Source organism: Comamonas sp. (genome assembly GCF_009360615.1).
Classification (GTDB): Bacteria; Pseudomonadota; Gammaproteobacteria; order Burkholderiales; family Burkholderiaceae_C; genus Comamonas.
On record NZ_SPEY01000023.1, the window covers coordinates 1 to 24,107 of the forward strand.

Sequence of the window (24,107 nt, forward strand, 5' to 3'; positions counted from 1 at the left end):
AGACGGCCGAGCTGGTCAGCCAGCGCTACGGCATCAGCCGCGAAGCCCAGGACGAGTACTCGCTGCGCAGCCAGCAGCGCGTGGCTGCGGCGCAGGAAAAGGGCCTGTTTGATGACGAAATCGTGCCGCTGACCACGGTCAAGCAGCTGTTTGACAAGGAAGGCAATGTGACCGGCAGCGAGGAGGTGACGCTGACCCGCGACGAGGGCAACCGTGCCGACACCACGCTCGAGAGCCTGGCCCGGCTCAAGCCTGTCTGGAAGAACGGCCAGTGGGTGCCGCAAGGGCGGTTCATCACCGCCGGCAATGCTTCCCAGCTGTCCGACGGTGCCAGTGCCTGTGTGATCATGAGCGCCGAAGAAGCCCGTCATCGCGGTCTTGCGCCTCTGGGCACCTACCGAGGCGTGGCCGTGGCGGGCTGCCGTGCCGACGAAATGGGGATCGGGCCCGTCCATGCCATCCCCAAGCTGCTCAGGCAGCATGGCCTGACCGTGGGGGATATCGGCCTGTGGGAAATCAATGAAGCGTTTGCCTGCCAGGTGATCTACAGCCGCGATCAGTTGGGCATTCCCGATGAGCGCCTGAACGTCAATGGCGGTGCGATCTCCATCGGACACCCCTTCGGTATGTCGGGGGCCCGTCTGGTCGGCCATGCCCTGCTCGAAGGCCGCCGCCGTGGCGTACGGTTTGTGGTGGTGAGCATGTGTATTGGCGGCGGCATGGGCGCTGCCGGCCTGTTTGAGCTGAACTGACCTGTCTGCTAGCAATCTTCAACCCAGGAGTTGAACATGATGGACAGCGCCTTCGCCAAGATGGGTTTCTCCACCTACACGCCGAGCTCCATTGCCTGCGTGATCAAGGATGTGCCCGTATTCGACACCCCGGCCCCGGTGCGCGCACCCGCCGATACGCCATTCGTGAGCGCAGAGCAGTTCAGTGCGCTGATCAGCCAGCTCTATGAAGCGGCCATGGACCCGGAAGGCTGGAAGCCTTTTCTGGAGACCCTGCGCCTGCAACTGGGCGGCAATTACGCCTCGCTGATCGTGCGTCCCGGCTCGGCCGACGATGTAGGTCTGATCGTCTCGGCGGCGGGCGATCGCCGCGACCTGATGCCGAACTGCCCCAAGATCAGCATGAGCCCGTTTCGCAGCATGCCCACCGACCGTATCGTGACCGTGGGGGACGTGATGCCCGAGTCCGAGTGGCGTGCTTCCAGCTACTACAACGACTGGTGCAAGCAGCTGCAGGTCTTTCACGTGATGGCTGCCGACATCGTCACCAAGGACAGCTGCGTCTACGGGCTGCGCGTCACGCGGCCCGAAGGGGCCCCGGCTTTCAACAAGCAGGAGCGTGCCTTCGGCTCCATGATGCTGCCGCATATCAAGCGTGCGCTGAATCTGCATCTCTCGGTGAACCAGGACCGTCAGGTCATCTCGCTCTACAGCAAGGCCACGGCCCAGCTGATGGTGGGCGTGGTCATCCTCGACCAGAACGGCAATGTGCTGGAGTGCAATCCGGCTGCGGCCAGCATCCTGGACATGCAGGACGGCCTGAAGATCTCCGGCGGCATGCTGGAAGCCAACTACGCCAACGACAACCGCAAGCTGCAGCGCCTGATCAAGGACGCCCTGATGCACACCCAGGTCTCCCGCCTGTCGATGACCGAAGGCATGTCGGTCAGCCGCCAGTCGGGCCAGCTCAACTGGGGCGTGGTGGTGCAGAGCATCTCGCCCGACGAGTGGACCGAAGGCAAGCAGCGCCCCAGCGTTGCGGTCTTTGTGCGGGATACCGGCGGCAAGGCCGATCCCCCCGTGAAGCTGGCCCAGCAGCTGTTCCAGCTGACGCCGGCCGAGACCTCGCTGGCCATCCAGCTGGCCAACGGCCTGTCGCTGGAAGAGGCCGCCGAAGCGCTCAACATCCGCCGCAACACGGCGCGTGCCCACCTGCGCTCCATCTTCTCCAAGACCGGCGTGCGCCGCCAGACCGAGCTGGTGCGCATCTTTCTCAACAGCGTGGCCTGGCTGGGCAACAAGTAGGAGCGCTCTGCGCCGGCAGGAAACAGGCTCGGGTCCGTTCTCTTGAGATTCTGATCGGCTTGTGGAAGGGCAATCGAGCGCCATGGCTTGAACAGCCTGCCGGCAAGCTGTGTACAGACTTTGGACGTCTTGGATCCTGCGCCTGCGATCTTGCCGCAAGCAACTGCCAGCCCTGCGATGCAGGCAGACCCTCCTGCAAGAAGCCCGCAGGCCTGAATGCGCGGTGGCGAGAACAGGTCCGACGGCGAGATCGCCAGAGCAGGGCCGCAATGCCCACCGGCCTGTGCGGGCACGGCCGGATGCATGGCGTCGTGGCGGAACCGCGCGATGGCAAGCAGTCTTTGCGCACGCATGGCCCGGCCGCAGAGAAGGTCGCAGGGTTGTCTGAAACGACGGGAAGATTGCGGTCGGGTGCCCATGGGAAGGTTGGGCGGAAGCTTCCGGCGGGAGGCCGCAAACATGGACCGCCAGACAGCAGCGGTGGGCCGATGGCAACCGCAAACATGCCTTCGATGAGGCAGGGTGCCATTGACGAGGAATGGCGGGTGTCCCTATGCCAATCTTTGCACCAGGTAATCGGTCAGCAGCGCCACTCCCTGCTTTTCGGGAGCCTCTGACACCAGCACGCCGATTGCGGACAGCGTGGCTGGAAACTGCAGCGCCAAGACCTGCAGCCACCCTGCCTGGACAAAGGGCTGGACAACGCTCAGCGGTGTCAATGCCACGGCATCCGTGGTGCGCAAGTACTCCAGCAGCATGGGCAGGGAGCGCGTGATCAGAGGTGAATGCCGGGGCAACTGATCACAGGGCTCGAACAGGCGCTCGAAGGCCTCATGCATCTGCGTGGACAGGGGGGCCAGCACCCATCGCTGCTCCAGCATCTGGTCGGCATGCAGGAAGCGCTTGCGGCGCAGCGGATGGCTCGGCCCGGCGACTGCCACCACCTTGTCCTGCAGCAGCGGCACGAAGCGTGTTCCGCTGGCCAGCGTTGGAGGCTCGCGCACGAGCACCATGTCCAGAGTGCGCGCCGCCAGTGCGGCCAAAAGCGCGTGGTGGCTGTCTTCCACCACCTCCACACGCAATTGCGGATTGTGCTCAAGAAATGGACCGAGCTCTCGGCCCAGAAAGCCCGACAAGGCCCCGGTGATGGCCCCTACGCTGAGCACGCCCTGCGCTCCTTCCGCTGCCGCCGCCAACCTTTCTGCGCAGCCCGTGAGTGAGCCCAGCATGCTGCGCAACAGCGGCAGCAGGTCGCGGCAGGTCAACGTGGGGCGTACACCGCGTGCATGGCGCTCGAAGAGCGGCAAGCCCACCATCCGCTCCAGCTCGGACAGGGCTTTGGTCGCTGATGACTGCGTCTGCCCCACCGCTTCGGCTGCCCGCTGGATGCTGCCCAGATCGGCAATCAGCACGAGCAGTTGCAGCTGACGCAGGCGCGTGCGCGCCAACAAGCGATTGAGCAAGGCCGAAGAGCGCCATGAGTTGGGCAAGTGTGAGGTAGTCGTAGATTGCATAGCTGAGTGCAATTTAGCACTTGAGAGGTGGAGGCCATGCCCCAGACTTGCCTGTGCCCGCTTTCGAGGCTGTTCATCAACAAAGAGACACATCATGCGTTCTGCGCCCCTCTCGCTTGTCCGCCGTCTGCTCTGTGCAGCGGCCACCGTCAGCACCGCCTGCGCTCTGGCAGCCTCTGCCAGAGCGGCAGGCTTCCCGGACAAACCCGTCACCTTGGTCGTGCCCTTCGCCTCGGGCGGCTCCATCGACGCCGCCATCCGCGTGGTGCAGCCCCGGCTATCGGCTGAACTGGGGCAGCCCGTGGTGATCGAGAACCTGGGCGGTGCTGGCGGGGCCCTGGGGGCGGGCAGAGTCGCCAACGCTGCCAAGGATGGATACACGCTGCTGGTGGGCTCCATCAACGATGTGGTGCTGGTGCCCGTGCTCAACAGGAATGTGCGTTACGAAGCCAGGGACTTCGTGCCGATCGGTCCTATCAGCTCGAACTCCCCGCTGCTGGTGGCACGCAAGGACTTGCCGGCGAATGACCTGGATGGCGTGATCTCGGCTTTGCGTGCCGGGCCAGAGTCCATCAGCTATGGCAGTCCCGGAATGGGCACCATGCAGCATCTGGTGATGGAAGACCTGCAGCAACGCGCCAAGGTGCGCATGCTGCATGCGCCCTACAAGGGCGCGGGCCCGCTGCTGGCAGACCTGCTGGGTGGCCAGATCGACCTGGCGGTCATGGTGCCGGCAACCGCCCTGCCACATATCCGGGCCGGTCGCATCAAGGTTCTGGGTGTGGCAAGCTTGCAGCGACAGCCCATGATCAAGCACATTCCCACGCTCAACGAAGGCAAGGTCGTCAAGGGCCTGGAAATGAGTGGCTGGATGGGCCTTTTCGCTCCCAGGGGGGTCGCGCCAGATCACATCGCCCGTCTCAAGGCGGCGTTGGAAGCTGCTCTGGCATCGAAAGGCGTTCCGGAGCAGCTGACAGGCATGGGCATGCAAGTGGCCACCGCGACCGAGCAACGCCAGTTCGCCGATCAGATTGCGCGCGACGAGGCCAAGGCCCGCAGCTTGAGCGTGAAGTTGCATTGAGGGGTCGCCATGCCAATCATTCAAGCCATTGCCGACAACCCGAAATTCCGTCAGATTCGCCGCGATCTGCATGCCCATCCTGAGCTGGGCTTTCAAGAGGAGCGCACCAGCGCGCTGGTGGCCGACTGCCTGCAGCGCTGGGGTTATGCGGTCACGCGCGGCGTGGGGGGAACGGGCGTGGTCGGCACGCTCAGGCGCGGCCGGGGCGCTCGCCGAATCGGTCTGCGTGCCGACATGGACGCGCTGCCCATGCAGGAGCTCAATACCTTTGCACACTGCTCAAAGCACGAAGGCCGCATGCATGCCTGCGGTCATGACGGTCACACGGCGATACTGCTGGCTGCGGCCTGGCATCTGGCCCACAGTGGCGAGTTCGAGGGCACGCTGCATTGCATTTTCCAGCCCGCCGAGGAGGGCGGGCAGGCCGGCGCGCGCGCCATGATTGAAGACGGACTGTTCGAGCGCTTCGACTGCGATGCCGTCTTCGGACTGCACAACGCCCCGGGGCGCGCCATCGGCAGCTTCGGCGTACGAGCGGGCCCATTCATGAGCTCCAGCAACCGCTTTCGCATCGATGTCCAAGGCAAGGGGGCACATGCCTCGCAGCCCGACACAGGCGTGGATCCCCTGATGTGCTCCGGGCAGATCCTCATGGCTCTTCAGACCATCATCTCGCGCAATCGAACGCCTGATGACGCGGCTGTGCTATCGGTCACGCAAATCCACGGCGGCGATGCCGTCAACGTGATCCCCGACCGTGCCTGGCTGGGCGGAACCGTACGGGCACAAAGCGCAGGCACTTTGGACATGATCGAGCAGCGCATGCAGGATATCGTGCAAGGCTCGGCCACGGCCTATGGCTGCGAGGCACGGCTGCATTTCGAGCGCAGCTATCCGGCGCTGGTGAATGATCCCGAGCAGACGGCATTTGCGGTGTCGGTCATGCAGGAGGTTGTTGGCATCGAGCAGGTCGATGACAACGCCCCCCGACTGACCAACTCCGAGGACTTTGCGTTCATGCTGCAGAAACGTCCCGGCTGCTACGTGCTGCTCGGCAATGGAGAGGGCGATCACCGCCTGCCCGGCCATGGGCCTGGCCCCTGCCAGGTACACAATCCGTCGTACGATTTCAACGATGCGCTGATTCCCGTCGGAGCCAGCTATTTTGTGCGTTTGGTGGAGCGCTTCCTGAAGTGAAGTGCTGCCAGGCCGGCATCGGTGGCGACCTGTCGTCAACGCGTGCGCACCCGGCGTCCATCAATGAACGGATCGTCGGCATCGGCCGTGGAATGACTGCCGTGACTTCATGGCCAGGGGGCGGCAACGTCACGGCCGACTGATTTCTCCAGCAGCTGTGCTTGCTGGGAGAAAGCACAAGGACTACAGCAGAGCGTTCGGAGATGCTGCCGCAGCAGCCCATTGCAGGCATCGCCATCCACGGCTCGGGTGACCGAAAGCCGCTGCTCCGGGATCTGGCTGCGCGCGCCAGCACGCATTTGCGGATTGCACCGTATCGTCTGGAATGAGACGGACAGGCACCATGGCCTGCCAGTCACCGGCCCGCTCTGCGCGGGGCGGTGCGTCCTGCCCTGATGGGCCGGCGCCTGTTGCACCGAAGACAAGCCAGCCGTTCGGCTCTTCCTGCCGGGTTGGCTCTTCGGTCAACGCGCTGGCATGGGCGCACACGGGAAGTTGCCGATTCGCCAGCATTTCCGAGACCTGCAGCCTGCTCCCGCAGGCAGGCTGTCAGGCGTTTGGGAGCATTGCGCTGCCCGCTGCTGCACGGGGGCAACGCTGTGGCGGCAAACACAGGCAGAATGGGGGAGCGCGGAGGCCATTGTCCGGTGTTGCCCCACAAGAACGCACCGGCCTGCCTGCATCGAAGAAATGCGACCGGCTCGCTCAAATACAGCAACGACATGAAACTATTTCGCAAGCCTGCTTTTGATCACAGCAACGTCGTTTCCCGTGCCCCCTATGCGATGCTTCTGGTAGGGGGCATCATCGCGCTCTCGATGACGGCCATCTGCACCATTGTTCTCTATCAGAGTCGGCTGGATGCCATGGCGCATGCGATAGAGACGTCGCGCAACGTGGCGCTTCTGGCCGAGAACGATGTGGTGCGCAACTTCGAGCTCTATGCATTGTCCCTGCAGGCCGTGGTCGATGGGCTGAACGACTCCGAGGTCATGGCCGCTCCCCCGCATGTGCGCAATGCGGCCTTGTTCGACAAGGCCGCGACGGCCTCCTACCTGGGCTCCATTCGGGTGCTCGATGCACAGGGGCAGGTCGTGCTGAATGCGGGCACGGAAAATCCGCCCGGCGGGCATTACCTGGAGCATGACTTCTTCAAGGTTCATCAGGAAAGCCCCGACGTCGGTCTTTATGTGGGAGACCCCTATTCATCAACGCTGCATGGTGGCTCGCTGAGCATTCCGCTGAGCCGGCGGATCTCCCATGCGGACGGCTCTTTCGCGGGCATTGTGCTGATCGATGTCCAGCTGGAGTACTTTCAGAAGCTGTTTTCCGTGCTTTCGCTGGGCAAGCATGGTTCGCTGGCCTTGATCCGAAAGGATGGCGCCATGATGATGCGTCAGCCCTTCGACGCCAAGGTCATCGGGCGCAATATCCGCAACGCCAGCACGTTCAAGCAGTTCATGCTGGCACCTGAAGGCAGCTTTTCGGACACCTCCTACCTGGATGGCGCCCAGCGCGCGTATTACTTCAAGAACCTTCCGAGCTTGCCATTCATCATCATGGTGGCGAAGGCGCACTCCGATATCTACGCAGTCTGGCGTCAGCGCGCCCTTCTGATTGCCTCTGTCATGGGAACGCTCACCATGGCTTTCATCGGTCTGTCCTTCGCGTTCGGGGTCCAGCTCAAGCGCCGCATGTGCGCCGAGTCCGAGCTGGCGCTGCTGGCGCGTACAGATGGCCTGACCGGCCTGAACAACCGCCGCAAACTTGACGAGATCATCGAGCACGAATGGCACCGTGCCAAAAGGAATCACAGTGCTTTCTCACTGCTGTTCGTGGATATCGACTGGTTCAAGGCCTACAACGACACCTACGGGCATCAGGCCGGGGATGCGGTCCTTGCGACCGTTGCCAGATGCATTGCCGACAATATCCGGCGTCCCGAGGACAGCGCTGCCCGCTATGGCGGCGAAGAGTTCATCGTGGTGCTGCCGGACACGACCCTGGATGGAGGCGCGCTGATTGCAGAGAATATTCGGGAGGCCATTGCCGAGCTGGCGATCGTGCACACGGGCAGCGAATTCGGCTGCATCACGGTCAGCATCGGTTGCGCGGCCTGGGTGCCGGGCAAGGATCTGGATGTACCTGCAGTCCTGCGCTCGGCCGACAAGGCGCTTTACGGTGCCAAGATGACCGGACGCAACAAGGTGGTGCTATCGAGCTTGCCCGGCACATAGCGCTGCCCCGGGCCCGCATCCAGGGGCCGGTCTGCATGGCCGTGCCGGCTGCGGGCAGACACATTGCATCTGAGAGTGCAAGCCCGTCGCAATCGGGGGGCCGGGATTGTGATGCGAAAAATATCGGCAATCCAAGGATCTGCAGCGACGGACATTCCCGTTGGACGGCACCCACCGCAGACAGGCGGCTCAGGCGCAGGCCTTGCTTTCGCGCAGCGCCGCAATATCGGCCTGGGCATAGCCCAGGGCGGCGAGCACGGCATCGGTGTCCTGGCCGATCCTGGTGCCGGGCGTGGGTCTGCGCGCCGGGGTGCGCGAAAAGCGGGGAGCGGGTGCCGGCTGGCACTGCATGCTGCCGTCCACGTCCAGATCGACAAACAGTTGACGCTGGGCATTGTGCGGGTGAGAAGGCGCTTCGCCCAGGCTCAGAACCGGGGCAAAGCAGACATCGCTGCCTTCGAGTTCCGCGCACCACTGTGCCCGCGTCTTGCTGCGCACCCTCTCGGCCACGCGGGCCTTGACGTCAGGCCAGTCGGCGCTCTGGTACTGGCGCCCGGGGTCCACGTCGGCCAGGCCGAGCTTCTGCAGCAGCAAGGCATAGAACTGCGGCTCGATGGCTCCGAGGGTGATGTATCCGCCATCGGCACACTCGAAGGCCTCGTAGAAGGGCGATGTGTTGAGGAAGTGATTCCGCGCGGGGTCGTCCTTCCAGTAGCCCATGGCGCCGCGCATCTGGTGCATCAGACCGCTCATGGCTGCCACGCCGTCGATCATGGCGGCGTCCACCACCTGACCCCTGCCGGACTGGCGTGCCTCGTGCATGGCGCACATCAGACCGAACAGCAGAAACATGGCGCCGCCCGCCATATCGCCCACGATGGTCGGTGGAAGCACGGGAGCCTGTCCGGGGCGCATGGAAGTGGACATCACCCCCGTCAGCGCCACATAGTTGATGTCGTGGCCTGCGGCGTGGGACAGGGGGCCTGTCTGGCCCCAGCCGGTGACGCGGCCGAAGACCAGGCGGGGAGCACGGCGGGCGACCTCCTCGGGGCTGAAGCCCAGGCGCTCCATCACGCCGGGTCTGAAGCCTTCGATCAGCGCATCGGCAGACTCGATCAGCTTCCAGGCGACTGCGCGTCCGCCTTCGGACTTGAGATCCAGTGCGATGGACCTCTTGCCCCGGTTCTGCGCCATGCGTGGGTAGCGGGATGCCGCTGCATGGTCGGCGCTGCGCTCGATGAGAATGAGCTCGGCGCCCATGTCGGCCAGCATCATGCCGGCGAAAGGGGCAGGCCCGATGCCTGCGAATTCGAGGATGCGCATTCCGGACAGGGGGCCTGCGCTTCGGCCCTCAAACGGGTGGTCTGTACTCAAGTCGGTCTCCTGATGTGTGTCTGACTTTTCTATCTTGTGGATCCCGCCGGTTTTGACCCCGTCCGTTTGGAGTATGTCCGGGAGGTCTGGTCAGCTCGGGACCTTCCACAACCAAGGAGTGCAGGTCATGTTCAGGCTGTATGGAAAAGTGGCGCTGGTCAGCGGTGCCGGGCGCGGCATGGGTTGGGCATCGCGCAGGCGCTGGCCGCCCGGGGCGCGCATGTGGTGCTGAACGACTGTCATCGGGAGCGAGCCCGGAACACAGCGCGCCAGTTGCAGGGATCGGCGGCCGGCCTGAGCCATTGCGACGCCAGGGTCGCCATGGCACGGCACATCCGGGACGAGGTTGGCGTGGCCGCTATCTTGGTGCACAACGCCGGCATTCCGGACGGGGGGCAGGGCCTGTACGCTGTTTCTGCAGTCGCCCGAGTCCGAAGGGGACGCGCTGTCGCTGGACACCATGAACAACCCGGAGGGCTGGTGGCCCGAGCGCGGCAGCCTTGTCTGCAGCCTTCCGGTGTGGCAAGCCGGGAGACTTTTGCGTCACCCATGAGAGCTGGGACGATGGCTCCGAAGGCGACAAAGCCCCGGTGCGGGCACTCTGGCGGCGCGAGCCGGCTGAGTCGGCGGGTGGGACACGCCATGTGCCACCCGGGGCTGGCGGTTTCTCTCATAGTCTGCCCCTAGTCTGAATCAGGTAGGTTTGGGCAAAAGCCGTATGGCAACCTGAAAAGGAACCCGATAACAACCTGGTGATGTGAGGAATGCAGATGGAGGCATTGATCTTCGACCATGTCCGTACCCCCCGCGGCAAGGGCAAGCCGGATGGCGCGCTGCATGAGGTGACGCCGGTCTGGCTGGCCGCGCAGCCGCTGCTGGCCCTTCGCGAGCGCCATCAGCTCCATACGGCGATGGTGGACGATGTGGTCATGGGCTGTGTGGTGCCCGTGGGCGAGCAGGGCGGCAACGTGGGCCGCATGGCGGTGCTGCAGGCCGACTATGCGCAGAGCGTGGCCGGCGTGCAGCTCAACCGCTACTGCGGCTCGGGCCTGGAGGCCGTGAGCTTTGCTGCGGCCAAGGTCATGTCCGGTCAGGCCGACATGGCCATTGGCGCGGGCGTGGAGATGATGTCCCGCGTGCCCATGGGCTCCGATGGCGGAGCCTGGGCGCAGGACCCGCAAATGGCCAGCAAGACCTATTTCGTGATGCAGGGCATCTCGGCCGATCTGCTGGCATCGCTGCGTGGCCACAGTCGCCATGATCTGGACGCATACTCGGCGGAAAGCCATCGTCGTGCGGCCACGGCCTGGGCCGAAGGTCGCTTTGACAAATCGGTCGTGCCCGTCAAGGATTTCCTGGGCCTGACGCTGCTGGAAAAAGACGAGACGATTCGTCCCGAAACCTCGGTCGAATCTCTGGCATCTCTCAAGCCCGCGTTTACCGAAATGGGCCAGAAATACGGCTACGACAGCGTGGCGCTGCAGCGCTATCCGCAAGTCGAGCAGATTCATCACCATCACCACGCAGGCAATAGCTCGGGCATTGTCGATGGGGCAGCGGCAGTGCTGATCGGCACGGCAGAAGCGGGTGCCAGGCAAGGCCTCAAGCCCCGTGCGCGCATCCGCGCCTTTGCCAGCATCGGCTCCGAGCCGACCTTGATGCTGGACGGCCCGGCCCATGCCGCACGCAAGGCCTTGGCCCGGGCGCGCATGCAGGCTTCGGACATCGATCTGTGGGAGCTCAACGAGGCCTTTGCCACGGTGGTGCTGACCATGATGGAGGAGCTGGACATTCCCCATGAGCGCATGAACGTCAACGGCGGAGCGATTGCCATGGGCCATCCGCTGGGGGCGACGGGCGCCATGATCCTGGGCACGGCGCTGGACGAGCTGGAGCGTACCGGCAAGCGCACGGCGCTGATCAGCCTGTGCGTGGCGGCGGGCATGGGCTCGGCCATGATCATCGAACGCGTGTGAGCGAGGAAACACAAGACATGACAACGGAAATCATCCGCTATGGCGTCGACGATGACGGCATTGCCACGCTGACCCTGGATTACCCCGGCAAGACCATGAATGTGATCGATCAGGCCTTCATGGACAGCCTGGAGGCCTGTATCGCCCGCATGCAAGGCGACGACCGGGTGCGCGGCGGCATCATCACCTCGGGCAAGGACAGCTTTGTCGCGGGGGCCGACCTGCTGGGCATGGAGGCCAATATCGACGCCATGGCGGACATGCCCATCGAGGAGCTTTTCGCCTCCTGCGCATCGCTGTCCAGGCTGCTGCGCAAACTGGAGACCCTGGGCAAGCCCCTGGTGGCGGCCATCAACGGCATGGCACTGGGCGGGGGGTATGAAATCTGCCTGGCCTGTCACCACCGCATTGCAGCCGATACCCCCTCGGTCATGCTCGGCCTGCCCGAGGTACAGGTTGGCTTGCTGCCCGGCGCCGGCGGCACCCAGCGTCTGCCGCGCATGATCGGCATTCTGGCTGCCATGCCTTTTCTGATGGAAGGCAGGCAACTGCAAGCCGTGAAGGCGAAGGAGGCCGGACTGGTGGACGAAGTGGTCCCTCCCGAAGAATTGCTTGGCGCCGCCAAGGCCTGGCTGCGGGCCGGGCCCACGGCGGTGCAGCCCTGGGATGTGAAAGGCTTTCGCGTTCCTGGCGGTGGCCCGCTGGACCCGCGCGTCGCGCCGGCTTTCGTGGTGGGCAACGCCCTGCTGCAGGCCAAGACCTTTCACAATATGCCGGCACCCTTGTGCATTCAGAGCTGCATCTACGAGGGCTGTCAGCTGCCCATGGACAAGGGCCTGCGCATCGAGAGCAAGTACATGGCCGTGCTGTCGCGCAGTCCGGTGGCACGCGGCATGATCCGCACGCTTTTCGTCAACAAGGCCAAGGCCGAAAAAGGCATGCACCGTCCTGCAGGGTTTGAGCCGTTCAGATGCCGCAAGCTGGGACTGATCGGTGCAGGCATGATGGGGGCCGGCATTGCGCTGGTGGCTGCGCAGCGCGGCATTCAGGTGGTGCTCATAGACCGGGATCAGGCATCTGCGGCCCAGGGAAAGCAGTACTCCGAGAAGGTGCTGGCCAGGCTGGTGGACAAGGGCCGCCAGAGCCGGGAGAAGGCCGATTCCATTCTCGCTCGCATCACGCCCTGCACCGATTACGAGCAGCTGCGCGACGCGGACATGGTGATCGAAGCCGTGTTCGAAGACCGTGCCATCAAGGCCGAAGTCACGAAGAAGCTGGACGCTGTGCTGCCGCCAACCTGCGTGCTGGCCAGCAATACCTCGGCCCTGCCCATCGGCCTGCTGGCGCAGGCGAGCGACCGGCCCGATCGCTTTATCGGCCTGCATTTCTTCTCGCCGGCCGACAAGATGCCGCTGGTGGAAGTCATTCGCGGCAAGCAGACATCGGATGCCACGCTGGCGCAGGCACTGGACTTTGTGGCCCAGCTCAAGAAGACGCCCATTGTCGTCAACGACAAGCGCGGCTTTTTCACCAGCCGCTTCATCGGCGCGTTTGTGGATGACGCCATTGGCATGGTGGCAGAAGGCATTGCCCCGGCATTGATTGAGAACTGTGCCAGGCATGCGGGCATGCCCGTGGGGCCGCTGGCGATTACCGACGAGCTGTCGATTGACCTGTCCAAGCATGCGGGCGAAGCCCAGGCCAAGGAGTTTCCAGAGGATTACCGGCCCGGTCGCTCCGTCCCCGTAATCGGCAAGCTGTTCGAGCTGGGCCGTCTGGGCCGCAAGGTGGGCAAGGGCTTCTATGACTACGACCCTAGTGAGGGTGGCAGCGGCAAGCGCATCTGGCCGGGCCTGGCCGAGCATTACCCGCTCAAAGCCCAGCAGCCCAGCGCCCATGATCTCAAGCAGCGCATTCTCTATGTGCAGGCCGTCGAAGGCGCCCGTGCCATGGAGGAGGGCGTGCTGCTGGCGCCGGCCGATGGCGACATCGGCGCGATTCTAGGTGTGGGCTTTCCGGCCTACACGGGCGGTCCCTTCTGCTTCATCGACGGCATCGGTCTGCCGCATTTCGTGGCCGAGGCCGACCGTCTGGCCGATCTGTTTGGCGAGCAACTGCGCCCGCCTCAGCTGCTGCGCGATATGGCGGCCAGGGGGCAGACTTTCTACGGCAAAACTGCCAGGGCCTGACCAGAGCCCAAAGGGTGGGCGGGCGCGCTCACCCGGTATTGGCTCGGCACAGTCATTCATCCAATAACAATCAATGGAGACAGGCCATGGACGAAGTCTTCGATTACATCGTCATAGGCGCGGGCTCGGCGGGCGGCACACTGGCTGCGCGTCTGAGCGAGAACCGACAGCACCAGGTCCTGCTGCTCGAAGGTGGCGCCAGCCACAAGGATTGGCTGGTCTCCATGCCCTCGGGCTGGGGCCAGATGATCAACAGCCCCAGGTATTCCTGGGGGCACGAAACAGAGCGCGAGCAGTACGCGGCGAATCGCCGCATCAGCCTGCCGCGCGGCAAGCGCCTGGGCGGATCTTCGTCCATCAACGGCATGATCTATGTGCGCGGCGACCGTGCGGATTTCGACAGCTGGTCTGCGCAAGGGGCCGCGGGCTGGAGCTACGACGAGCTGCTGCCCTACTTTGTGCGTACCGAAGACCAGCAGCGCAGCGAGGCAGATTTCACCCAGCCCTGGCATGGGCGGGGCGGGCCGCTGACCGCCAACAATCTGCACAATCCGCACCCGGTATCGCTGGCCATGGTGCGGGCCGCCATTCAAGCCGGCATGCCTGCCTGCAGGGATTTCAACAACGGCCATCCGCATGGCGCAGGTCTGTTCCAGGTCAACCTCAAGAATGGCCGGCGCTCGTCGGTGGCCAGGAATGCCATCGAGCCTGCCATGCGGCGGCGCAATCTGGAGGTCCGCATGCAGGTGCTGGTCACCCGCATAGGCCTCGATGGACTGCGCGCCACCACGGTGCACTGGAAGGACAGGGCAGGCGGCAGCCACGTCGCCCGTGCCGGCAAGGAGATCCTGCTGTGCGCAGGCGCCCTGCAGTCGCCCCAGCTGCTGATGCTCTCGGGCATCGGCCCGGCGGCGCATCTGCAGGAAATGGGGATCGAGGTCAGGGTGGATCTTCCCGGAGTGGGCGCCAATCTGCAGGACCATGCGATTGTCCCGATGTCCTGGCGCATGAAGGCCGGCACGCCCAGTCTCAACCGCTCGCTGCGCGGTCTGGGTATTGGCGCTTCGCTCATGCGGTACCTGCTGACCAGGCAGGGCGCCATGGCCATGCCGGCTTCGGAGTTTGCCGCCTGGTTCAGCAGCGATGCGAGCCTGCCCTACAACGACATCCAGATTCACGGCCTGCCCGTGACCGGGGACATCGAAGGCTACATGCAAAGCGGCAAGAACTATCGCACCGAGGCCTTCCCGGGCATGACGATGGCTCCGTACCAGGTGCGTCCCTACTCGCGCGGCCAGCTCCGGCTCAAAAGCCGCCATCCCGAGGAGCTGGCCAGCATCCGCATGAACTTTCTGCACGACGAGCGTGACCGCAAGGCGCTGCTCCACGGCGTGCGCATGGCCAGCAGGATTGCCCGTCAGCCCGCTCTGGCCGGCCTGATAGAGGCGCAGACCCGTCCCACGCCCGATGTGCAAACCGATGACGAGTTGCTGGACTGGATCTCCATGTACCTGGGCTCGGGCCACCACGCCAGCGGCAGCTGCCGCATGGGCGATGCGGCGGATCCGCTGGGCGTGGTCACCCCCGACCTCCAGCTCAAGGGCGTGCAGGGGCTGCGCGTGATCGATGCCTCGGTCATGCCGCATCTGGTGTCCGGCAACACGAATGCGGCATCGGTGGTGATCGGCGACAAGGGGGCCGACCTGGTGCTGGGTCTGACGCCGCCTGCCAACACGATGTCGCATATGTCCGGCGCAGCGGCTGCCGCCGTGGCCTGAGTTTTGGATGAATGGGGGGAGACAGACGATGAACTTCGATTTCAGTGACGACCAGAACGCCCTGCGCAACGAGATACGCAAATTCCTGACCCGCGAATCGCCGCTGGCACAGGCGCGTGCCTTGCTCGAGGGCAAGGGCAGCCATGCCCGGAGCGTGTGGAGCGGCTTGGCCCAGCTGGGGGTGACCAGCCTGATGCTGCCCGAGGACTGCGGCGGCATCGGCCTCGGTGCCATGGAGATGTGCGTGGTGGCCGAGGAAGTGGGCCGCCAGCTCAGCCCCGTACCCCTGGCTTCGACCATGTATCTGGCGGTGCAGGTCATCCTGCTATCGACACCGGAGCTTTCTGCGCAACGCAGGAAATGGCTGCTGCCGGTTTCGGGCGGAAGCATTGGCTGTCTGGCAGCACCGGCGGACGGGCAGGACCCTCCATCCGTTCTGCCCCTGTTTGACGGCAAGACCTTGAAGGGCGAATGCCCGCTGGTGGCCGACGGCATGGCCGCGCAATGGGGCGTGGCGCTGGCGCGCAACACGGCAGGGGCGCAGGTGCTCGTGGCCTTCGGGTTCGACGGCACGGTGCGACGCCGAAGGCTCAAGACCCTGGACCCCTCCAAGCCTTATGCCTGCCTGAACTTCGACAACACGCAGGCCGAGCCGCTGGACGGCAGCCGCAGCGCTGCCGAAGTCATGCGGCGCGTGCGCGATCGTGCGGCCGTGCTGCTCGCCTTTGAGCAGCTCGGGGCCGCCGATGCCGCGCTGGAGATGGCCTGCGGCCATGCCAGGGAGCGCAAGGCCTTCGGCCGTCCCATCGGCTCCTATCAGGGCATCAAGCACAAGCTGGCCCATCTCTACACCAGCAATCAGCTGGCCCGTGCGCATTGCTACTACGGTGCCTGGGCTCTGACGGCGGACATGGCTGCGGGCGATGGGGTACCCGAGCTGCCCGGTGCAGCGGCGGCAGCACGCGTGAGCAGCACCCAGGCGCTGTCGGAGGCCGCTCAGGAAAACCTCCACACCCATGGCGGCATGGGCTATACCTGGGAGATGGATTGCCACCTGTTCTATCGCCGCGCGCGTCAGCAGGCCGTGGAGCTGGGCAGCATCCATGCCTGGCGCGAGCAGGTGGCGGCCGAGTTGGAGCAGCGGCTGCTCGCAGCAGAGCCTGAGGCCCCCGTGAAGAGGGCGACCCAGGCCGACTGCCAGTCCATGGACTTCGATGACACGCCCGAAGAGGCGGCCTTCCGCGCCGAATGCCGAGCCTGGTTGCAGGCCAATGCCGAGCCCAAGGCCGGTGCCGACGACTATTTCGGGCGCGACATGACGGCCGCGCAGCGCATGGAGGCGGCTCGGGTGTGGCAAGCCAGGAAGGCCGCCGCAGGCTTTGGCGCCATCACCTGGCCCAAGGCGCTCGGCGGCCGTGGCGGCACGCCCATGCAGGAGCTGATCTGGCGCCAGGAGGAGGGCAAGGCCAAGGTGCCCACCGGCATGTTCAATGTGAGTCTGGGCATGGTGCTGCCCTCGGTGATGACGCATGCTGCTCCCGAAGTGCTGGCCCGGCATGTCGCGCCGGCGCTGAGCGGCAGGAACCTCTGGTGCCAGCTGCTGAGCGAGCCCGGCGCAGGCTCCGACCTGGGCATGGTGCGCACGCGTGCCGAGCGCGCCACCGATGGCCGCGAGGGCTGGATCATCAACGGCCAGAAGGTCTGGACCTCGCTCGCACAGTTTGCCCAGTTCGGACTCGTGCTGGCCCGCACCGATCCGCAGGCCCCCAAGTTCGAGGGCCTGAGCACCTTCTTTCTGGACATGCGTTCGCCCGGCATCACCGTGCGCCCGGTTCGCCAGGCTGGCGGCGAGTCCGAGTTCAACGAGGTCTTCTTCGAGGATGTGTTCGTGCCCGACCACCAACTGGTGGGGGCGCTGGACGGTGGCTGGAAAGTGACGCTGACGGGATTGATGGCCGAGCGCCTGGCCATTGGAGGCGTGATGCCCGCCGAGCTGTGGCGCACCACGGCAGGTTTGCTCGCCGATGTCCGCTTCGAAGGTCGGCCCGCACTGCAGGACGGCCGCCTGCGCGAGCGCTGGGCCGATCTCTATCTCAAGGAGCAGGCACTGTGGCTGCTGCAATGCCGCGCTCTGACGGCGCTGAGCAAGGGGCGCCAGCCCGGCCCGGAATTGAGCGGCGCCAAGAATGTGGCCGCTGCCGCGCTGCAGTCCTTCAGCTACTTCGCCATCGATTTGCTGGGCCAGCGCGGCGTGCTGGCGGCCTGCGAACTGGAGGCCTGCGGACTGGGGCAGCGCTTTGCGATGGTGGAGCGCCTGTGGTTCGGCGCTGCCGGCATGCGCATCGCGGGCGGTACCGACGAGGTGGTGCTCAACAGCATCGGCGAACGCGTGCTGGGCCTGGCCGCCGAGCCGCGCAGCGACAGGGATGTGCCTTTCTGCGAACTGCCGGCCGGCTGATCCGCTGCGGCTTGGTCTCATGGGCCGAGCCCGTGCGCCGGGATTGCCGGCTTTCGATCATTCAACGTGGCGCAGACCACGTTATTCAGGAGACAGGACATGAGTGCATCCGCTGTGACCCGAGTGTCGCAAGCTGCGTCGGCCCCGCTGCGGCCGCTTGGCAATGTGACCGGCTGGAGACGCCACTATCTCCTGCTGGTACTGCTGCTGGTCTATGGGGTGAGCATGATCGACCGCCAGATCATGGGGGTGCTGATTCAGCCGATCAAACAGGAGATGGGGGTCTCGGACAGCGCCATGGGTTTGCTCACGGGGCTGGCCTTTGCGCTGTTCTACAGCATTCTGGCCGTGCCCTTCGGCCGCCTGGCAGACCGCACCAACCGGCGCAACCTGATTGCCTGGTGCTGCGCCGGCTGGAGCATCGCCACGGGCCTGTGCGGCATGGCCGCGGGCTTCTGGAGCCTGACGGCCGCCCGCGTGGGCGTGGCCGTGGGGGAGGCGGGCAGCACGGCGGCCTCCACCACCATGATCGCCGATGTCTATCCGCCCGAGCAGCGCAGCCGCGCCATGAGCGTGTTCAGCCTGGGCCCGCATCTGGGTTCGCTGGTGGGGCTCGGCGTGGGTGCCTGGATCGCCCAGCACTACGGTTGGCGCTCGGCCTTCCTGTCGCTGGCGCTGCCCGGCGTGCTGGTCGCCCTGCTGCTGCGGCTGACCTGTCGCGAGCCCCTGAGGGGGGCGCAGGACGGGGGAGCGACGGCTCAGGCTGGCGCTGAAAAATTTGGCGATGTCATGGTCGCGCTGGCGCGCAACAAGGCGTTTGTGGGTCTGGGTCTGGCCAGCATGCTGATGGCGTTTTCAGGCTATGCCATCGGCCTGTGGAACACGGCGTTTCTGGTGCGATCGCACGGCCTGCAGCTCAAGGATGCGGGGGCCATCATGGGGTTTATCGGCGGGCCTGCAGCCATCGCCGGTGCTTTGGTCAGTGGCTGGCTGACCGACCGCATGGCCAGTCGTGACAAGCGCTGGCAGGTGGGGGTGCCGATATTGGGAACGCTGATCTCGGTGCCACTGGGGCTGGCGTTCTATCTCAACACCTCGCCCCAGACCTGGCAGCTTGCCGGGCTTCGGATTCCCCATGCCGTGGCCTTCTATGGCGTGTTTGCCATCTTCTCCAGCTTCTGGGCGGCGCCGGTGTTTGCAGCACTGACGAATGTGATTGCGGCGCACCGCCTGGCGACCTCGCTGTCCATCTACAACCTGCTGCTGACGGCGGTGGGCGGTGGTCTTGGGCCTTTGACGGTGGGGCTGCTCAGCGATGCCTTCACTGTCCGGTTCGGGCAGGAGTCGCTGCGCTGGGCGCTGGTCTGCATACTGGCGTTCTATCTGCTGGCGGTGGGGATCTATGCCTGGGTCATCAGGCACTACGAGGTGCAGCTTGGAGCAGCAAAGTGACCTGAACGACATGGCGGCAAGGTCGCCAGGCTGCGCTTTGCCGGATATCCGCCGGCACTGAACCGCGACGGCGCGTCTGCAGACGCGCCCCAGGGCAGGCGCTCTGGCAACACAGGCCGTTCTGCCCGGGCATCGGACGGCCAATGAGCAAGGGTCTGTCCCCAGTTCAAGCGGACGATGAATGCAGCAGGCTCTCTGCCGAGCATGAGGGCGATGCGAGGCACAGTGAAATCAGAAAGACTCAAGCACAGATGGAGACAGGAAGATGAAGCGGACCTTCAACTTGGCAGATATTTTTGAGCTGGTGGTACAGGCCGTGCCCGACCGCACGGCCTTTGGTTGCGGGGACCAGAAGCTCAGCTTCAGGCAGCTCGACGAGCGCGCCAATCGGCTGGGCAATGCACTGCGCGCGCGTGGCATCGGGCGGGGCGACAACGTCGGCATCCAGCTCTACAACGGTGCGGAGTATCTGGAGGCCTTTTTCGCCTGCAGCAAGATCGGAGCCGTGCCCGTGAACGTGAACTACCGCTATGTGGCCGATGAGCTTCAGGCACTGTTCAACAGCCTGGACCTGCGGGGCCTGGTCTATGGCGCGGACTTTGATGCAGCGGTGCTGCAGGTCATGCCCCAGGTGCCCACGCTGCGCCTGGCGCTGCGGGTTGGCGCTTCGCGCGACGGGTTGTCCAGGAGCGTTCAGCCCTACGAGCCGGTGCTGGCCGAAGGTGCCCGGGAACTGGTGGACGCCGAGCGCAGCGATGACGATATCTTCATGCTCTGCACGGGCGGAACCACGGGGCTGCCCAAGGGGGTGATGTGGCCGCACAAATCGCTGTTCATGGAGGCGCTCGGCGGAGGCGGCTATTACTTTCGCCGACCGCCCATCGAGACTCCCGAGGAGCTGTTGCAGCTGGTGCCTGCCGGCCCGGCACTGGCCTATCTGGCTGCCGCCCCGCTGATGCATGGCGCAGCCATGTGGGCCACCCTGATCAGCCTGTTTTCCGGACATCCCGTCTATGTCAGCGAGCGCAAGAATTTCGATCCCGTGCACATGCTGGACCTGATCGAGCGGCATCAGATCAATGTCATGGCCGTGGTCGGCGATGCCATGGCCCTGCCCATCATCCAGACACTGGAGAGCCACCCCGGACGCTGGCCGCTCAAGTCGCTGGTGATTTTCGGCAACGGCGGTGCCGTGTTCTCGCGCCATCTGCAGGAGCGTCTGCTGGCGCAGGTTCCGCATCTGGTGCTGAACAACGGAATGGCCAGCTCCGAATCCGGTGTTCTGGGCGGGGGTGAGAAGACACCCGAGGGCGAGGGCTTCATGCGCATCGCGCCGCGCCCCGATCTGGGCGTGATCTCCGAGGATCTGCGCATCCTCGGGAGGCCCGGAGAGGAAGGCATTCTTGCGCGCCGCGGACACATGCCCCTGGGCTATTACGGCGATCCCAAGAAAACGGCCGAGACCTTTGTGATGGTCGAGGGCAGCCGCTGGGTGTTGACGGGAGACAGGGCGCGCATCGACACCACGGGTGAATATGTGGTGCTGGGGCGTGGCTCGCAATGCATCAACACCGGAGGCGAGAAGGTCTACCCCGAAGAGGTGGAGGAAGCGGCCCGCCGCTACCTGCCGGTCCAGGATGTGGTGGTCGTGGGCGTTCCCGACCAGCGCTGGGGCAGCAAGGTGGTGGCGGTGGTGCAGGTGCAGCCAGGCCAGGAGTTCGACCTGCAGGAGTTCGAGACGGTCTGCCGCAGCAATCTGTCGGGCTACAAGCTGCCGCGCGCCGTGTATCTGGCCAAGGAAGTCAGGCGCAGCCCGGCAGGCAAGGCGGATTACCGCTGGGCCAAGGCCTATGCGGCAGCACATGAGCCGCTGGCGGCCGTGGTCGTCTGATCCGCAAACAAGTCATTCCATACGGCACAGGAATACCCTGTTCGTCGCGCCTGACGACGGGATTTAAAGGAGGCCTCGGCCTCCTTCTTTTTGACCTTCAGCGTGCCACGGCACAGATCCTGCGAGCCGTCTTTTCGGACGTCAGTGCCACAAAGGCCTTGGCTTGGTCGTCATAGCGGTGGGCAATCACATACCGGTTGCAGCGATCCGAGTAGCGTGCGCAGACCTGCATGGCAACGCACAGATGGGGCCCGCTTCCCCAGACCCTGGCAGGCGGCCTGTCGTAGATGCCTTCATACAGCGTCTGTTCCCGCAACCCCCCGTCGTTCCACCGGGCCACGATTTCAGAAGAGAAATGGTCAAAGCCGGCGCTGCTGTAGCCCACCTCGTAGTCGATCGTGCCCAGCCCGGAGATGGAAGTGCGGCCCGTGGCCTGCCTGTCCCAGGCCGCAGATTCCTGTGCGTCGCAGGAGATGGCGAAACAGCCCAGCAGGAGCCATGTTTGAAGCGGGACTGAGAGCTTGCGCAGGTGCATGGGGTGTAGGCCCTGAAGTTGACGCCGCCACTATATCTCCGAGATCCGCATGGCATGAGAGGTCTGGCGCACGAGGCTTTCGCGCCATGGCTGTCCGCCTCCAGCCAGGTGCGTGCGCTCTGCACGGAGGGTGGACCATCGTCCGTTAAGACGATGTGAGTGCGGCCGCTCCTGTCCACGATGCTCAGGGCAGCACCGAGCATCCGCACCCCGCTGTCAGCCGGGCGGTCAGGGCGCTAGGCATGCAGCGCGATGCGAACAACAAGGACAACAATGACCGATAGAAACCATCAGACCCCCTCAAGAGTTTATGTGCTGGCCCTGCTCACAGCCCTGTCTGCCCTGACTTTCATGGACCGGCAGGTTCTGGCGGTGCTGCTGCAGCCCATCAAGCAGGAGTTCGGTTTCTCGGATTTGCAGATCGGCCTGATCACGGGACTCGGTTTTGCGCTGACCTTTGCCGCCCTGGGTATTCCCCTGGGGCGGCTGGCGGATCGCCGTGAACGGCGCAGCCTGATTGCCTGGTGCCGCGGCATCGGCGGCGCTGTGGCGGCCCTCGGCGCACTGGCCACCGGCTCCGGCGGGCTGACGGCATCGCGCGCCGGCGCTGCCCTGGGGGATGCCGGTGGCGGCGCGGCCTCGATGTCCATCCTGGCCGATCTCTACAAACCCCATGAGCGCTCGCGCGCCATGAGTGTCTTCGGCGTCGGCAATGCGACGGGCGCCCTGCTGGCCCTGCTGCTGGGGCCGCTGTTTGCCGAGCTGTGGGGCTGGCGCGCGACCATGGTCATCATCGGCGTGGCCATCATGCTCCTGTCGCTGGTGCTGCGCCTGAGTGTGCGAGAACCCGTTCGCGTCTGCGTGCAGGCGGGAGCGGCAGCGCAGGAGGTCCGGCCACAGTCCCGATCGGCGGTCGCCCTGATATGGCAGGAGCCCGTGACCCGCTTTCTGATTCTGGGCGCGGCCTGTGTGCTGATCGCGGGAATCTCGATCGGTGCCTGGAATGTCGCCTTGCTGGCCCGCCGCTTCGATCTCAGCCTCAAGCAGGCCGGTTCGATTTCCGCAGGGGCTGCGGTGCTCTCGGTCTCGGGCAGTCTGTTCTCGGGCTGGCTCACGGACCGGCTGGCACGCAGCGACGTGCGCTGGCAGATCCGCATTCCGGTGATCGGCACCGGCCTGGCCATGGTGCTGGGTTTCGGCTATCTGCTGGTGGGCTCGGACCTATTTGTGCTGTCCATGGCCTGCATGCTGGTCTACTCCTTCTTCACGGCCTGGTGGGCACCGGCCACCTATGCGGCACTGAGCCTGGTCGTTGACGCCGAGCGGCGCGCCACGGCCAGCGCCATGGTGCTGATGGCCGGCGCCCTGCTCGGCAATGGCGTGGGGCCCATCGTGGCCGGCTGGCTCAGCGATGTGCTCAACACCCTTGCTCCCGGCGAAGGCCTGCGCTATGCCATGGCGATCATGATGTCCACGCTGGCACCGGCGGTGTGGGCCTTCTACCGCGCCCTGCAGCACTACCCTGGCGCCTACCACAGGGTCCATGCGCCCGTGGCCGTCGCAGCATGAAAAGGCAGGAACCCCGCGAGCAGGGCGGCGCTGCCGTCTGGAAGATGATCTATCTGGCGCGGCGCAACCCCGCGCTGCGCCCCGAGGAATTCGCCCAGGCCTGGCGCGAGCATTCCGCGCTGGGGCGCCAGTGCCGCAGCGTCGGGCAGCGCGTCCAGGCCGTGGCACAGTGCGCACGCGTACTGGACATGCCCGCCCCTGCCGCAGCCCTGAGCCAGGACTACGACGGCGTCAACCTCATGGTGCTGTCCGGGCGCGAAGCAGGCTCGGACATCTGGAGCGATCCCGAAACCCTGGCCATCATGCGCCCCGACGAGCCTCGCGTGTTTGCCGACTATGTGCGCAATTTCTCGCTGCTGTGCCGTCAGCAGGTGCTGCATGGCAGCCGGAGCGATGATGTCCTTCCGCAGCAGGGGCAGGTGATCGTGATCGGCTTTCTGCAGCGCAGCGATGTCTGGCAGGGAGCGGCAGCCTTGCCGCAAGCCTGTCCGCTACAGTGGCGAAGCGGTGCGCTGGCTCGGACCAGCCGCATCGTCTGCAACACTGTCGATGCGCAGGCGCCGGACGGCTATGGCTACCGCCATGTGCTCGAGTGGTGGTTCGACACGCTGGAGCAGGCGCAGGCGGCAGTCGCGTCCATCGATGTCTCGGCCTGTGCGCAGGGCGGAGAGTTCGGCTGGGGGCGGCATGTCCTGCTGCTGACGCAGGTGACGCATTCCCGGCCTTGAGGACCGGATAAGACAATAGCAGCCTGCGTTTCATGAATCAGGACTTCAGTATGTTTTGTACTGGATTTTCATGGGGGTAAAGCGTTGGCAGC

Annotated in this window: 16 protein-coding genes; 13 read left to right on the top strand and 3 right to left on the bottom strand. The window is 65.1% G+C overall.

Translation table 11 applies throughout. From position 1 onward, the window contains the following. The coding region (locus tag E2583_RS07635) for an acetyl-CoA C-acyltransferase (protein WP_291594580.1) at positions 1-752 on the top strand (752 nt) is incomplete at its 5' end. A gap of 36 nt (positions 753-788) precedes the next feature. Next, positions 789-2,036 (top strand): LuxR C-terminal-related transcriptional regulator, encoded by a 1,248-nt coding sequence (locus tag E2583_RS07640; RefSeq protein ID WP_003057417.1) that lies wholly within the window; start codon positions 789-791, stop codon positions 2,034-2,036. A gap of 551 nt (positions 2,037-2,587) precedes the next feature. On the opposite strand, the gene E2583_RS07645 is transcribed toward E2583_RS07640, so the two are convergent. After that, complete coding sequence (locus E2583_RS07645; protein ID WP_291594583.1) at positions 2,588-3,526, bottom strand: LysR family transcriptional regulator; 939 nt, start codon at positions 3,524-3,526, stop codon at positions 2,588-2,590. A 118-nt stretch (positions 3,527-3,644) separates the two neighbouring features. Between E2583_RS07645 and E2583_RS07650 the strand changes: the two genes are divergently transcribed. The 3 genes from E2583_RS07650 to E2583_RS07660 all read left to right on the top strand — a co-directional run bounded on the left by E2583_RS07650 (position 3,645) and on the right by E2583_RS07660 (position 8,065). After that, positions 3,645-4,631 carry a tripartite tricarboxylate transporter substrate binding protein gene (locus tag E2583_RS07650; RefSeq protein ID WP_291594585.1) on the top strand — a complete coding sequence of 329 codons (987 nt, stop codon included), beginning with the start codon at positions 3,645-3,647 and terminating at the stop codon, positions 4,629-4,631. 9 nt (positions 4,632-4,640) lie between these two features. Continuing rightward, positions 4,641-5,828 carry a M20 aminoacylase family protein gene (locus E2583_RS07655; RefSeq protein ID WP_291594587.1) on the top strand — a complete coding sequence of 396 codons (1,188 nt, stop codon included), beginning with the start codon at positions 4,641-4,643 and terminating at the stop codon, positions 5,826-5,828. A 785-nt stretch (positions 5,829-6,613) separates the two neighbouring features. Then, on the top strand, positions 6,614-8,065 hold the full coding sequence (locus E2583_RS07660) for a sensor domain-containing diguanylate cyclase (RefSeq protein ID WP_291595017.1): 1,452 nt from the start codon (positions 6,614-6,616) through the stop codon (positions 8,063-8,065). Positions 8,066-8,254: 189 nt separating this feature from the next. On the opposite strand, the gene E2583_RS07665 is transcribed toward E2583_RS07660, so the two are convergent. Next, positions 8,255-9,388: a CaiB/BaiF CoA-transferase family protein gene (locus E2583_RS07665; protein ID WP_291595019.1), complete on the bottom strand. Its 1,134-nt coding sequence runs from the start codon at positions 9,386-9,388 to the stop codon at positions 8,255-8,257. A gap of 821 nt (positions 9,389-10,209) precedes the next feature. Here E2583_RS07665 and E2583_RS07670 point away from each other — a divergent pair. The 6 genes from E2583_RS07670 to E2583_RS07695 all read left to right on the top strand — a co-directional run bounded on the left by E2583_RS07670 (position 10,210) and on the right by E2583_RS07695 (position 21,183). Continuing rightward, a complete protein-coding gene (locus E2583_RS07670; RefSeq protein WP_291594588.1) occupies positions 10,210-11,415 on the top strand; it encodes an acetyl-CoA C-acetyltransferase in 1,206 nt (401 codons plus the stop codon). 17 nt (positions 11,416-11,432) lie between these two features. Continuing rightward, the gene (locus E2583_RS07675) at positions 11,433-13,604 is read left to right on the top strand and encodes a 3-hydroxyacyl-CoA dehydrogenase NAD-binding domain-containing protein (RefSeq protein WP_291594589.1); all 2,172 of its coding nucleotides are present in this window, start codon (positions 11,433-11,435) and stop codon (positions 13,602-13,604) included. A gap of 86 nt (positions 13,605-13,690) precedes the next feature. After that, positions 13,691-15,382: a GMC family oxidoreductase gene (locus tag E2583_RS07680; protein WP_291594591.1), complete on the top strand. Its 1,692-nt coding sequence runs from the start codon at positions 13,691-13,693 to the stop codon at positions 15,380-15,382. A 28-nt stretch (positions 15,383-15,410) separates the two neighbouring features. After that, positions 15,411-17,840, top strand: coding sequence for an acyl-CoA dehydrogenase (locus E2583_RS07685; protein WP_291594592.1), 2,430 nt, complete (start codon positions 15,411-15,413; stop codon positions 17,838-17,840). A gap of 99 nt (positions 17,841-17,939) precedes the next feature. Further along, positions 17,940-19,292 carry an MFS transporter gene (locus tag E2583_RS07690; protein WP_291594593.1) on the top strand — a complete coding sequence of 451 codons (1,353 nt, stop codon included), beginning with the start codon at positions 17,940-17,942 and terminating at the stop codon, positions 19,290-19,292. Between the two features lie 283 nt (positions 19,293-19,575). After that, positions 19,576-21,183 carry an AMP-binding protein gene (locus tag E2583_RS07695; protein WP_291594595.1) on the top strand — a complete coding sequence of 536 codons (1,608 nt, stop codon included), beginning with the start codon at positions 19,576-19,578 and terminating at the stop codon, positions 21,181-21,183. A 97-nt stretch (positions 21,184-21,280) separates the two neighbouring features. On the opposite strand, the gene E2583_RS07700 is transcribed toward E2583_RS07695, so the two are convergent. After that, a complete protein-coding gene (locus E2583_RS07700) occupies positions 21,281-21,718 on the bottom strand; it encodes a hypothetical protein (protein ID WP_291594597.1) in 438 nt (145 codons plus the stop codon). A 273-nt stretch (positions 21,719-21,991) separates the two neighbouring features. On the opposite strand from E2583_RS07700, the gene E2583_RS07705 reads away from it, so the two are divergent. Beyond that, entirely contained in the window at positions 21,992-23,287 is a 1,296-nt protein-coding gene (locus E2583_RS07705) for an MFS transporter (RefSeq protein ID WP_291594599.1), read from the top strand. Beyond that, complete coding sequence (locus tag E2583_RS07710; protein WP_291594601.1) at positions 23,284-24,015, top strand: EthD domain-containing protein; 732 nt, start codon at positions 23,284-23,286, stop codon at positions 24,013-24,015. Before E2583_RS07705 ends, E2583_RS07710 begins: the two co-directional genes overlap by 4 nt. The last annotated feature ends 92 nt before the right edge of the window (positions 24,016-24,107 follow it).